This window comes from Gammaproteobacteria bacterium (assembly GCA_011682695.1).
GTDB lineage: Bacteria > Actinomycetota > Acidimicrobiia > Spongiisociales > UBA4744 > BMS3Bbin01.
Map to the genome: position 1 here is coordinate 1 of JAACED010000014.1, position 12941 is coordinate 12941.

Annotated in this window: 11 protein-coding genes; 3 read left to right on the forward strand and 8 right to left on the reverse strand. The window is 62.3% G+C overall.

The features are described from left to right. The 4 genes from GWP04_04315 to GWP04_04330 all read right to left on the reverse strand — a co-directional run. A partial coding sequence (locus GWP04_04315; GenBank protein ID NIA24771.1) for an ABC transporter permease subunit occupies window positions 1–860 on the reverse strand: 860 nt, incomplete at its 3' end. Continuing rightward, window positions 860–1720 (reverse strand): ABC transporter permease subunit, encoded by an 861-nt coding sequence (locus GWP04_04320; GenBank protein ID NIA24772.1) that lies wholly within the window; start codon window positions 1718–1720, stop codon window positions 860–862. The genes GWP04_04315 and GWP04_04320, both read right to left, overlap by 1 nt. 171 nt (window positions 1721–1891) lie before the next feature. Then, complete coding sequence (locus GWP04_04325; protein ID NIA24773.1) at window positions 1892–3286, reverse strand: extracellular solute-binding protein; 1395 nt, start codon at window positions 3284–3286, stop codon at window positions 1892–1894. A 23-nt stretch (window positions 3287–3309) separates the two neighbouring features. Continuing rightward, window positions 3310–4578, reverse strand: a complete 1269-nt coding sequence (locus GWP04_04330; protein ID NIA24774.1) for an ROK family protein — start codon at window positions 4576–4578, stop codon at window positions 3310–3312. A gap of 272 nt (window positions 4579–4850) precedes the next feature. Between GWP04_04330 and GWP04_04335 the strand changes: the two genes are divergently transcribed. Next, entirely contained in the window at window positions 4851–5933 is a 1083-nt protein-coding gene (locus GWP04_04335; protein NIA24775.1) for a glycoside hydrolase, read from the forward strand. Window positions 5934–6255: 322 nt separating this feature from the next. Here GWP04_04335 and GWP04_04340 read toward each other — a convergent pair whose 3' ends face one another. Further along, entirely contained in the window at window positions 6256–6696 is a 441-nt protein-coding gene (locus tag GWP04_04340; protein ID NIA24776.1) for a GNAT family N-acetyltransferase, read from the reverse strand. Between the two features lie 340 nt (window positions 6697–7036). Here GWP04_04340 and GWP04_04345 point away from each other — a divergent pair, with 340 nt between their 5' ends. Continuing rightward, window positions 7037–7834, forward strand: a complete 798-nt coding sequence (locus tag GWP04_04345) for a methyltransferase domain-containing protein (GenBank protein NIA24777.1) — start codon at window positions 7037–7039, stop codon at window positions 7832–7834. A gap of 106 nt (window positions 7835–7940) precedes the next feature. Here GWP04_04345 and GWP04_04350 read toward each other — a convergent pair whose 3' ends face one another. From GWP04_04350 to GWP04_04360, 3 genes are all read right to left on the reverse strand, one after another. Then, entirely contained in the window at window positions 7941–9374 is a 1434-nt protein-coding gene (locus tag GWP04_04350) for a nitronate monooxygenase (protein ID NIA24778.1), read from the reverse strand. 453 nt (window positions 9375–9827) lie between these two features. Next, window positions 9828–10613, reverse strand: coding sequence for a SagB/ThcOx family dehydrogenase (locus GWP04_04355; protein ID NIA24779.1), 786 nt, complete (start codon window positions 10611–10613; stop codon window positions 9828–9830). Window positions 10614–11047: 434 nt separating this feature from the next. Then, window positions 11048–11752, reverse strand: coding sequence for a hypothetical protein (locus GWP04_04360; protein ID NIA24780.1), 705 nt, complete (start codon window positions 11750–11752; stop codon window positions 11048–11050). A gap of 386 nt (window positions 11753–12138) precedes the next feature. Between GWP04_04360 and GWP04_04365 the strand changes: the two genes are divergently transcribed. Beyond that, window positions 12139–12561, forward strand: coding sequence for a hypothetical protein (locus tag GWP04_04365; GenBank protein NIA24781.1), 423 nt, complete (start codon window positions 12139–12141; stop codon window positions 12559–12561). Window positions 12562–12941 lie beyond the last annotated feature (380 nt).

Genomic DNA, 12941 nt, shown 5'->3' on the forward strand with positions numbered 1-12941 from the left:
GTATAGAGGCCGGTCACGAAATACCTTTGGAGAAACACGAACACCAGGATCTCGGGGATAGCAGCCAGTGTGGTGGCGGCGAACACGGTCGACCATTGGGTTCCGTGAGCGTTGAAGAACAAGAGGATGCCGAGGGGCAGCGTGCGCAGCTCAGGGGTCTGGATGAGCAGTCGTGCCCACCAGAAGTCGTCCCAGGCAGCGAGGAAGGTGAACACCGCCACCACGGCCAAGGCGGGTTTGGTCAGGGGTATGAGGACCCGCCAATAGAACGTCCAGGGTCCCCCTCCGTCGATCTGTACCGCGTCTTCGAGCTCGCTGGGGACTCGCTGGAAGAAGGCGCGAAGCAAGAACGTGTTGAACGCGACCGCACCGGAGACATACACGATCCACAGTCCCATCCATGAGTTGGTGAGACCGAAGTCGCGCATCACCTGAAACTTGGGCAGCAGGGCGATCATGTCGGGGATCATCATCGTGATCAGGTAGAGCCCGAATATGAGTTCTCTTCCTGGGAAACGGAGCCGGGCGAAGGCGAAGGCGCTTGTGGAGGCCACCGCCAGGGTGAGCACCACAGTCACCACGGACACGATTGCACTGTTCAGCATGTAACGCTGGAGACCGGCCTCGTTCCACGCCCTGGCGAAGTTGTCAAGTGTGGCACCTTCCGGCCACAGGGTGGGCGGGTAGGGCATGATCCACCGATCTGGGCTCAGAGCGGTCCCGATCATGTAGCCGAATGGGAGGATCATCACAACCGCGCCCACGACGAGAAGGAGGTATAGAACGAGCCGTCCGCTACGCCGGCGGCCGCGTCTCTCCACGGAGGTCTCAGCGGTGGTAGCGAGGTCGGCGGTGCCCATCAGTACTCCACCGCCCCGCGCAGCGCCCGTCGCTGTACGAACCCCAATATGACGACCACCACTCCCAGGAGCAGACCGATGGTGACCCCGTAGCCGAAGTCGAGGAATCGGAACGCCTGGTTGTACATATAGGTGAGCAGAACCTCGGTGCTGCGTTCCGGCCCTCCACCGGTGAGCAGGTACACCGACAGGAAAACGTTGAACGCTCCAATGGTCAGCACAACGCCGACGAACGAGACGGTCGGTTTCAGCAGGGGAAGCGTCACATAGCGGAACCGATCCCAGCTGCCTGCGCCATCCACGGCAGCCGCGTCGTGAAGTTCTGCAGGCATGGTGGCCAAAGCGGCCAGGAAGATAACCATGTTCCATCCAACACCTTTCCAGATTCCGAGCAGGATGATCGGGACCTGAGCCGTCCAGGTCTGGTGGAGCCATGGGATCGGGCTATCAGCGATGTGGAGGACGTCGACCAACATGTAGTTGACCGGGCCGAGACCGTCGGTGAACAGGAAACGGAAGATGAAACTGACCACCAGCCAGGACGTCACCACCGGCAGGTAGTAAAGGGTTCTGAACAACACCTTGCTGCGGATGCGGGTATTCAACATGAGCGCTGCAGCCAGCCCGAGGACCATCTGACCGGGAACGGTCACCGCGGCATACAGGAACGTGTTGCGTGTGGCCACCCAGAAGCTCGGATCGGTAAGTGCCCGGATCAGGTTGTCTGCCCCGACGAAGACACTCCGATTGGGAACCATCAGGTTCCAGTTGTACATGCTCATCTGGATACCGCGAACCAGCGGCCACAGAACGAACACCAACACGAACAACAACCCGGGCAGCATGAACGGAAGCGCCACCCGAAGCTCGCGCCACCGCTTCGATGTGCGCCTGTCTCCCGCACGCCAACCCGTCGACTGGGAAGGGTGCCTGACGGGTTGGTGAGCGAGACGTATGGTCTTCATCGTCGGTTGGCGGGACGCCGGCCGGGATCGACAGTCCCGGCCGGCGTCCTCTTCTTCATGTCTCTTCTATTTGCTCAACAACGGGTCGATCTGAGCGGCCGCCTGCGTCAGCGCCTCCTTGACGGTCTTCGTGCCGCGCAGGGCTGCGGTGAATGCGTCAGTCAGGATCTGTTCGATTTGCGGCCAGGAGGGAGCGACTGTGCGGGGCCGCGCCGTCTGCAGCTGGACGATGTATGGGGCGTAGTAGTCGACACTCGTCACGGCATCGGACGCCAGACCTGTTTGAGTAACCGGTATCTGACCGACCTCGGCCATCGCCACCTGAGCCTCATCGGACAACATGAACTGCGTGAATGCCCACGAAGCGTCGACATTCGAAGTCGTCTGGAACATGACGATATTCTCGCCGCCGACCACCGAGATCGAACCACCGGGGCCTTTGGGAAGCGGGGCGCCTACCACATTGGGACCCATGTCCGCTCCGATGATGGGGAAGAACCACGGCCCATCGCTCAGCATGGCATAGTTGCCATTCTTGAAACCACCCCACGAGTCGGGATCTCCGCCGAGGGTGGAAGGCCCAAGCAGACCGTCGTTCTGCATGTCGACCAACCATTGCAGCGCCTGGATCGACGCATCAGAGTCGAGATAGCCGGAAGCCTTGGTGAGGTCATCATTGGTTACCGTACCGCCTGCCGTCCAGAACCAAGGGAAGACGTTCCATGGCCCGGCGCCACCCAGCGCCAAACCCCAGGTGTCCGGTCGGTCGCTCAGACCCTCGGCCACCTGACGCAGATCATCCAGCGTCGCCGGTGGTTCCGGGACCAGGTCGGTGTTGTAGACGAGCACCTGCGTGTTGGTGTCGAGAGGAACACCGTAGTATTTGCCCTGATACTGATTCGTTGCCAGTGGCCCGGGAAGTACCCGATCGGCAAGCTCCGCGAAACCCGGCAGCGAGTCCACCTCGACCAGTGCGCCGAGGCTGGCGAACTCCGGAGTCCAGATGATGTCCATCCGCATCACGTCGGGCAGGCCGCCACCGGCCACTGCTGCGATCAACTGATCATGCAACCCGTCATAAGGCATCACCACGGCATCGACCGTGATATTGGGACAGATCTTGGCGAAGGCCGGAAGCACCACGTCGTTGAGCTGCTTGTTCTCCGGACCATCTGTGTTGTAAGTGTGCCAGAACGTGATCTCCGCCTCGGCACCACCGGCACAGTCCGGTTCACTGGACGGTGCAGTGGTCTCGACTGCTCCGGCAGCAGTGGTTTCGGTCGCTCCGGCAGCAGCGGTCGTGGTGGTGGCTGCGTTCGAAGCGGCAGCGGTCGTTGTCGTCGACGCCGACGTTCCACCACAGGCGGTAACAAACAAGGCCATGACGGTCAACCAGACGAGATAGCGGGTCATCGTCGTCAATCGATTGCCTCCTGTTCTGAGAGCATGTGTTCGCATCAAAGATCCTCCTCCTATTCGTTTGGTCAACTGTCTGATGTGGAAACTGTTGCAGTCGGCTGTTCTCGCGGAGCGGCGGCTCGGTCGAGCAGCGGCGACTTGTAGAGCTCACCAAGAACGACACAGGCGGCCCCTCGGGCCCACGTCTCATCGCCGGCCGGTTCGATGATCACCTGGGTTCGTTCGGCGACATGGTCGAAGGCGTGTTCGCTGAACGCGAGGTGCATCGGGTCCAGTCGCCAATGCCCGGCGGCGACCCCTTCACCTCCGACGATGATGAGTTCCGGCGCCAGAACGTTCGCGACAGTCGCCAGCCCGACACCAAGCCAGTGACCCGATTGAGCCAGTACTTTCTGGGCGACCAGGTCCCCACCGTCGGCGGCGGCCACGACCGCTTCGATGGTCACCAACTCGGAGTCGAGGACCGTCTTCTCCCCGGCGTCGATCGCCTCGACAACCTGGCGAACCACCGCCGAGTCGGAGGCGATGGCCTCGAGGCATCCTCGCCTCCCACAAGTGCATTCGGGACCATCGCCGGCAACCGTTATGTGCCCGAGTTCCCCGGCCGAGCCACCGCTCCCCCGGTAGAACTGGCCGTTCAGAACTAATCCCAGCCCGATCCCAGATCCGATGGTCACCACCGCGAAGTGAGATCGACCATGCCCGTGCCCAAACCACTGCTCGGCGATTGTGAGAGCGTTGACATCGTTCTCGACAAACACCTCGAGACCCAGAGCGGATTGCAGACGTTCCACCAAGTCGACGTCTCGCCAGCCAAAAAACGGTGAATAGCGGCACGTTCCGGTCTGGCCGTCGATCAAACCAGCGAGGCCGAGCCCGACACCGAGCACATGAGAACGATCGACACCACTGGCGGTGAAGGCTGCCTCTACCATGGCGGCCACGGCTTCCAGCACCTCATCGGGAGACATCGTCGACCCGTCACCGGACGCCGTGAGGGGCACGGCGCGGTAGTAGATCACCTCGGCGTCCAGGTCCGTTACCACGACCGCGAGTGAGCCTCGCATCACCTTCACCCCGGCAACGAAACCTGCTTGTGTGTTGAGGCGAAGAAGAATCGGCGGACGACCCCGGACCGCCTTCCCTGAGCCCATCTCATGAACAAGACCCTCGGCGATGAACTCGGCCGTGAGATTGGTGACCGTTGCCGCACTCAACCCCGAGCGTATGGAGATCTCTTTGCGGGAGATCGGACCCGCGCTCTTCACCAGATTCAGGACGAGATTGCGATTGACGCGCTTCATCCAATCACGGTTGGCATGTTGTTCATTCATTGAATAAATGGAGTATACGAACGGGAAACTCCTGCTGTCAACCGACCCCGGCGCCTTGTGACCGGGTGCATGCCTCGGGCCACAGGGCTTCGTCGCCACAACGCCCGGAGCCGAAGCATCCGCCCTCCGACGCCACAGATACGTAGATGTGGTGCGCCGGTCCGGACGGAGACGACTACCGTCTTCAGCTTGCTCAATGGAGTGACGGTGCCGTCGATCGACTACCGGGCGAGGGTGTCCATGGAACTCGAGCCAGGGAAGGAAGCCTGATTTTGGACCTCTACGACCGAAGTATCGAGATCATTCTCGAAAACCAGACCCGTGGTGGCGCCTACCCGGCCTCCCCGGACTTCCCGACCTATCGGTACGCCTGGTTCCGGGACGGATCGTACATCGCCTATGCCATGGATCTCGTCGGCGAACATGACAGCTCTCGCAGGTTTCACCAATGGGCAGCCGCCGTCATCAACAGCCGGGCAGACACGGTGCGGCGCGCCGCGGCCAAGGCGGAACGCTGCGAACCGTTGACCCGCGCCGATTTCCTGCACACGCGCTACACGACCGACGGTCATGAAGCCAGTGGGGAGAACTGGCCCGACTACCAACTCGATGGGTTCGGGACATGGCTGTGGTCGCTCAATGACCACCTTCAGCGCACCGGTGGAGAACTGGATGCCGAATGGCACACCGCTGCCAATCTGGTTGCCGATTACCTCACGGCCCTCTGGGCAAAACCCTGTTACGACTGCTGGGAAGAGTTCCCGGACAGCGTCCATACCCACACCGTCGCTGCGATCCATGGAGGCCTCACTGCCCATCAGGCAATCGATGGTGTCTCCCATCATGGGACGCTCGCCTCCGTCTCAAAGTTCATCGCAACCGAGGCCCGAAAGAACGGTCACTTCGTCAAGTTCCCGGGATCCGATGTTGTCGACGCGAGCTTGCTTGGGCTGGCCGTCCCTTATCGCGTGGTAGATCCTGATGACCCGAAGATGCTCGGCACAGTTGCCCAGATCGAAGCCACACTCCGCAAGGGTGGTGGCCTGCACCGGTACCCCACCGACACCTACTACGGGGGCGGTGAATGGCTGCTGCTCACGTGCTGGCTCGCCTGGTACTACCACGAGCGTGGAGCGTACGACCAAGCCAAGACCGCCATCGATTGGGTGGAAGCACACGCCACCGAAGAGGGATACTTGCCCGAGCAGGTTCCGGAGAACCTCAATGACCCCTCCTGCTACAAGCCATGGCGCCAACGCTGGGGAGCCATCGCTTCACCGCTGCTCTGGTCACACGCCATGTATCTCGTCTGCGAGACCCTCCGGCGCCAGGCCTCCGAACAGCCCAAGATCTGATCTTCGCCCATCGGAACGTCGCCTGCATCCCAGACCCACACCGACGAACCGGGGCCGCATCCTCGAACCGTTCCCCATCGCCGACACGATGCCCCAACTCCAGCCGCTCAGGAAAGGACAACCGACGAGGCGGACCCCATCCCTGCATCACCGTCCGACCTCCTCGAACGAGCTACAAACACTGCCCGCTCACCCAAACCGATGTAAAGGTCACTTGAGGCTAAGCGGTCAACGGGTTGGGTCCGACACAAGTCGTGCAGGTTGATTCCTCCCGGTGAGATCAAGCGAGGAAACCACGTGCCGGCAATGCGGGAACGCCCTCTCACTCGCCGCTTAGGCGCAGCCGGTAGACGTTGGTGTCTCGTTTCTCGAACCTGAGCCGCTCGTAGAGGCGGTTGGCGGCTGTCCGATCCGGGCGCGAGGTCAGATCGACTGTCTTGGCTCCCTCCGCGGCGGCGCGCCGGAGGGCCGCTTGGCTGAGCTCGGCTGCCACCCCCCTGCCCCGAAACGCTTCATCCACCACGACATCCTCGATCCGGGCCCGGATCCCGGTCGGGAGCCGTGCCACGACCAGGGTCAACGCCCCTACGATCGTCCCGTCCTCCCAAGCCGCGAACAGCACGGTGGTGTCCGATTCCAGCAGGCGTTGTAGCTCTTCAGCGGTCGGAGACCGGCTGGTCGAAGACAGCTGCGGAATCAGCCGACCGAACCCTTCAACCAGCTGCGCATCAACTCGTTCGACCTCGCGGATCTCAACCACCACCACAGTGTGACAGATCACCCGGCCCCGAGCCGGTCCTGAAAGCGATCAATACCGCACTCACCGATCTGACGTCAGGCACCCGGATCGCCCGGCATAGGCGACATGCCCGTGTCTTCCGAGTGCCCATACCCGCACCTCATAGGCGGCCCTACTCCTGGGTGACAAACACCGCGATCCGGACCGTACCGCCAGGGCCACGTTTGACTCTTCCTACCCTTCCAATTCCAGTGTCAGTGACCCTGTTGGGCGCGTGACACACGACCTGCCGGGCCAGAAGACGGAGGCATGCAGCGCCGGTTGAACGTTACGAGACGACGCGGCCAGGAGCTAGATTCCTCCCGTGAGCAAGGACGCCGGATCTATTGACCATGAGGGCCGAGTCATCGACTTTGGCCACACTGCCGTCGACTACGAACGTCATCGTCCGGGCTTTCCTGAGAGCTTCTTCGACCGCCTGGTGCACAGCCGCTGGATCGCTGCGGGCGAACGCGCCCTCGATCTCGGCACTGGCACTGGCTCGCTCGCTTTGGGCTTCGCCGCCCGCGGACTCGAGGTCACTGGCATCGACATCGCCCCCGAGTTGCTCGAAGTCGCACGCCGAGCTGCCGTCGAGCGCGAACTGTCCGCTCACTTCGTCGAGGGGCGCGCCGAAGCCGCCGGCCAGGACGACGCCGGCTTTGACCTCGTGAGCGCGGGTCAATGCTGGTGGTGGTTCGACGCGGACAAGACCATCGAAGAGGTCAAGCGCATCCTCGCCCCAGGCGGTCGCCTGCTCATCTGCAACTTCAGCTACGTGTCCCTGCCCGGCAATGTCGCCGGCCGTACCGAGGACCTGATTCTGCAGCACGACCCTGGCTGGCCCAAGGCGGGCTGGCGTGGCGTGCACCCCGAGCAGGTGCAAGCTCTCGATCGCGGGGGCTTCCAGCACATCGAGAGCTTCAGCTATGTGACCAACGTGCCATTCACGCACATGGACTGGCGCGGCCGCATCCGCACCTGCAACGGTGTCGGCTCCGCTCTCAGCGACGACCAGGTCGAGCGCTTCGACACTGAGCTGGCCGAACTACTCGCCCGCGAGTTCCCGGGTGAACTCTGCGTGCCGCATCGCGTCTTCGCGACCAGCGGGATCAAAGCCTGAAAGACCGCCACCGCAGACAGCCGGACCTTCCGTGGTTCAGGCGAACCATGCAGTCGTCCGATCGCACCCACACCTTGGGCGCCGCCAACACGAACATGAGCGCCTCCTAGGCCGGCAAGTCACTCAAGAGGTACTCGATGACATCGCCGGCGGTGTAGGTGTGAGCGTCCTCGGGAAGGAAACGAGCCACGTCGGCAATGTCGTCTCCGGAAGTCAGCAGATGACGTTCCGGGGCTCCTGATCTCTGGGTTTGGCCGAGTCCGATGTTGGCAAGCAGGGCGTTGCACAGACACCTGCGACCCACCGTGTCCTCCTTCGATCCACCTTTGGCCACGAAGTCGTCTATCGGTTCTGCCGGACAGCGCCATCCAAATGATCCGTCCGCGCGCTGATACGCATGCCGGAGGTATCCGAGATCGCAGACCCGCTCGCGCCCTGCGTATACCTCGGGTTCAGAAAGGGTCCCCTCCAGGTTCACAACCTTGAAAGGGAAGCCGGTGGGTGACGCCGCCGGATCCGTGAAGATTCGAGCCCGGCCTTGCCGGCTCAGCTCCAACACCCGCCGTTTCGTCGCGGGTTCCAACCCCGACTCCTCACAGAAGGCGAAAGCGGTCCCTACCTGCACCCCGGTGGCACCCAACTGGAGGGCGTCGGCAATCGCTTCCGGTTCGGCGCGCGACCCGGCCAGCCAAAACGGGAGGCCGAGCTCGCGGATCACGTTGAGATCGGGGATGTCTCGGTCGCCGTAGACAGGCTCTCCGGAGTCGGTCAACTGGAGCCTGCCACGTGGTGGCGCGTTGTGACCGCCGGCGGTGGGCGCCTCAACGACAAAACCGTCCACGTGCGATTCGGTCCTCCGGGTCAGCATCGTTGCCAGCACATCCGAAGACACGATGGCCAGAAAAAATGGGCGCTTCACCTTGGGAGGGTCACCACCGGTGTACGCAACCGGGTCGAACTCGGTGACCGTGTCGGCATCCCGGGCGGCGCCTTTCACGTCGAACTTCAGGCGGACTCGCAGATTCTCGGCCAGCCGATCCAACACTCCCGGAATGGCACGGGGGATTCCCGCCCCCATCAACACGTGATCCACGCCGGCCAGCATCGCCCCATACAGCGACGCCAAGGTCGGCAGCTGAACCTTCTCCAAGAAGTTGATCCCCACCGGATTCCCGTGTCCCTCCTTGGCCAAGAACACCTCAACGAAGTTGGAGGCCACCAACAGATCTCGGAGACGGCGCGATGGTGTCGCCTTCAACATCGGCTTTGAGCGGAAACGAGCCTTGGGAGGCTTGCCGCCCTGCAAGAAATACCGATCGAGGATACGAGCAGCGACACCGGGGACAGGAAAAGCCTCCAGTGCCCGCCGAACATGTCCACCGACGTCACCCAGCTGCAAGCGACGCACCAGGACCGCATCGATCCCGGTGCCCGACACAACTCCGAGCTGACCGGCGCAGGAAACCGCAGAGGCGAGCCGCCAGCCCGAAACCCCGACTCCCATACCGCCCTGAATCAACACCGGATGCCCGTTGGTCATGATCAATGCTCTCTCTACTCGACTAGGTCCCGATCGCAACAAATGGCGGTCGTACCACCGATCGTCGCACGGTCAGACTCATATGCGGAACAAAAGGTCACCGGAAACCGGTAATCCTGTCCGTAGTCTGGTGATAAGCAGTGGGTATTCCATCCGTCGGCTTCTCGTGAGCATCCGGCCGCAGCTCCGTGACGAACGCAAGAACCCCTCTGGCGGTCACTGCCTCTCCAAGCGTGTCGCATTCGACCCGCCGGTAGAGCCCGATCAGACGGTACGGCTGCGAAACCCCCCTACGCCTGTCGACAGAGATTCAACAGAGGACCTGTCACTGAAGAATGCGGCGTGGCTGACATCTCGATGGCTTGGGAAAACGCGCGTCACGCCTGCGGAGGGGACGAGTCGGTCGGCACGTGTGTGACTGCGAGCGATCTCCCGGGGGTGCCGGTCACCCGGCTACTTCGCCGGATGCCCGACTGGGATGAGATACAGCGGTTCGTGGTCACTCGGAAGCCCCAATACCCTCTGCACCTGATCGTCGTAAAAGGCACCGATCGGCACCGCTCCCAACCCAAGAGAGACGGCCTGCAGCAAGAGATTCTGGGCGGCATGCCCGGCTTCGAGCTTCACGTACCGCTCGGCTCGATCACCGTACTTCTGCTCGATCCGGGAATAGACCGCAGCCAAGACGAAGACCGCAGCTGCCTCCTCCACGGCCTGCTGGGAGAGAGCCGCTCGGGACAGTTCCCTTCGCACATCCTCCTCGCCAAGAACTTCGAGTTGATGACGGTACGGGTCGTAGTGGTATCGCCCGCGGCCGGTGACCACATAGATCTCCAGCGGACACAGGCCGCCCGCCGATGGCGCGGTGCGTTGACCAGCACTCGAGGTAATACCCTGCGCCGCCCACAGGAGCTGGGATATGTCGGCCAAATCAAGAGGCATCGGCTCATACTCACGAACTGAACGACGCCGGGACAACGCGTCCGCCAGTGAGCCTCCACCGGCCGCCACGGGCGGTGGGAGATCGATTCGCTCGGTCACGATGGCGCCTCCCGGTGTGTCGACACCCTCGGTGGTTGTGCCACAGCCACCTATCAATATCACGATAATGAGCGTCACGCGCCAACGCACTGGAGAGTCCTCGATCCATGATGCCCCGGTAAGGCCACGACCGCTGGTGGTCGGGCCCACACCGCTGGTGCCACCTTTGACTCTTCGCACCCCTCCGATTCTCAACATCAACCACCCTACCAACCGAATGTCGGACCTATCATCGGCATGCCACAGTTTGCCGGATCTGGCGTGCGCCGCAGCATGTTCGCGCGCCGGTCTCCTCTGATACACCACGAAGCCTCGCCTTCTGTAAATGGGCGCACGCCGGCGGGAGCCGTCGATGGTATGCGGTTCACACGATTCGCCAACTGACCAGCACTCATCGGAGCAGCATCGGCGCACTCGAGATCAGCAGGCTGACATCATGGAGTTCGATGGTGGTCCAAGCCTGTGACGCACATCCCCGATGCATCCGTCGGATGGGTCACTTGATACGGCAGCCCGAATGGTGCCGGGTCACCGACGAACGGGAAGGCCCCCCACCCACTCATCGCATCATGTGAGGGCGATGGCCCGACGCCGCGATCATTCGGTTCGCATTGCGGGCTTGGTCAGGCCGGTCAGATGGCTCGGCCGATTTCGGCCAGGTGGGCGTTGAAGTCGGCCTGGGGGTCTTTCCTGCGTTTGGAGAGGAACGAGTCGAGTTCGAACGCATCCCCCAGGGCAGTCCCCGAGGCGATTTCACGGGCCAACGCTTCTTCCTGTCGCAGGGCGACCGCGGCATGGTCGAAGACTGCTTTGAGATCGCCGGCCTTGAGGATGATCAGACCGTCTGCATCCCCAAACACCCACATACCCGGAGCCACGGTGACTCCGCCGATCGACACAGACCCCCCGACGATACCGATGCCTTTCATGGCAGCCGGAACCTTGAGCGGACCAACTGGGTAGGAACCTCGACAATGGACAGGAACCCGCAGATCAACCAGATCGACGATGTCTCGCACCAGGCCATCAACCACAAACCCCGCCAACCCTTTCCGGACCGCCTCGGTTCCGATCAGATCACCGATCAGCGCCACATCCGCAGTGCGGTTGGCGATCACGACAACGTCGTTCAGCGCGGCTCGGTGGACCGCCTCCAAAATGGAAACCAGATCGTTGTCCGCTTCGACCGTGACCGCCGGACCGGCCAACCTGCTGTGCATGTCGAGAGGCCGTAGCCCTGACTCCGGCAGCCCCACCTCGATCCCGGCCCGGAACGCAGCGTCAGCCAGCAGCGAGGTGCTGTACTGCTCCCTGAACAGATGCGAATAGTCGCTCATGATTCTCCTTCCGGCGTCTCCATCCCCAGGCGGTAATCGGACAGGGCTCGACACCCTGCTGCTCCCCAACTGAGAACACCACGAAACCGCCCCATATCCTTACATACCGAGCAGCCACTCGACCAGGTTGCGATAGCTTGTGGTCGAGATCACATCGCCAATACCACCTTTGGCTTTTCGTACCCCGCCGATTCCGCTGTCAACCACCCCGTCAACCCGACGACCCGCTGGTGCCTGGATATGCCCGCAATGTGCCGGCTCAAGGTGGGTGCGTTCTCCGATCTCCGGCCCTACGATATCTGGCACCGGCCTTGCGGGCCGTCTGAACCGACAGATTCAGGTCGAGCCGGTCACTGCTCTCCGCACGACAACAAAGGAGTCGTGAAATGAGTAGTGGATACATCATCGCCGGTCTCGTCGGAATGGGAATTGCCCTCCAGGTCGCACTCGTTGGCCGAGCTTCCAGCAACGCTCATCCGCTCGCCGTCTCGCTGGCACTCCAACTCTCCGGGGTTGCCGTGGCAGCAACTTGGGCGACGACCAGCGGGGCTTGGTCCGACGTTGCAGCTGTGACGCGGCTCTGGTGGTGGATACCGCTGGGTATTGGAGGATGGGTCGTCGTGGCAGCTCTCGGATTCGCCTCCAGTCGTGTCGGTGTCGCGGCCGTCCTAGCCGTGGCCGTCGGCGCTCAGCTCATCTCCGGGCTCGCCATCGACGCTGCCACCGGCACAAGTCTCGTAGGGCCACGGTCTTTCCTCGGTGTGGCGGTGATTCTCTCCGGTGTGATCATGTTGACAACACCAAACTAGGAGCGGCCCCAAGACGGCCGCCTATGATGCCGAACATGACGGCAGCTCGGCACTCAGCTCCGTCCCAACAGGCGACACTGAGGTCTGAGTCAGATCGCCATTGCCACCTTTGACCTTTCGTACCCCTTCTCGGCAGATGGACTTCGAAAGTTGTGAGACCGTCTGGGCATGTCGGCGGTTCTCTGGCGGTGCGACCGAAGCGTCGGGTCCGTGACGTCGTCATGTGGGGTCAAATAGATCAGGGTTCGGTAATCGGCATCACTTCGTTCGAGAAGGAGAATCTCGCTGAGGCGGTTGTATGAACCGCTCTATCGGTTGACGGCGATGATTCCGGATGCCCAAGACGTGGGTGTTCGGCTCGGCCACGGGGATGCTTCGGC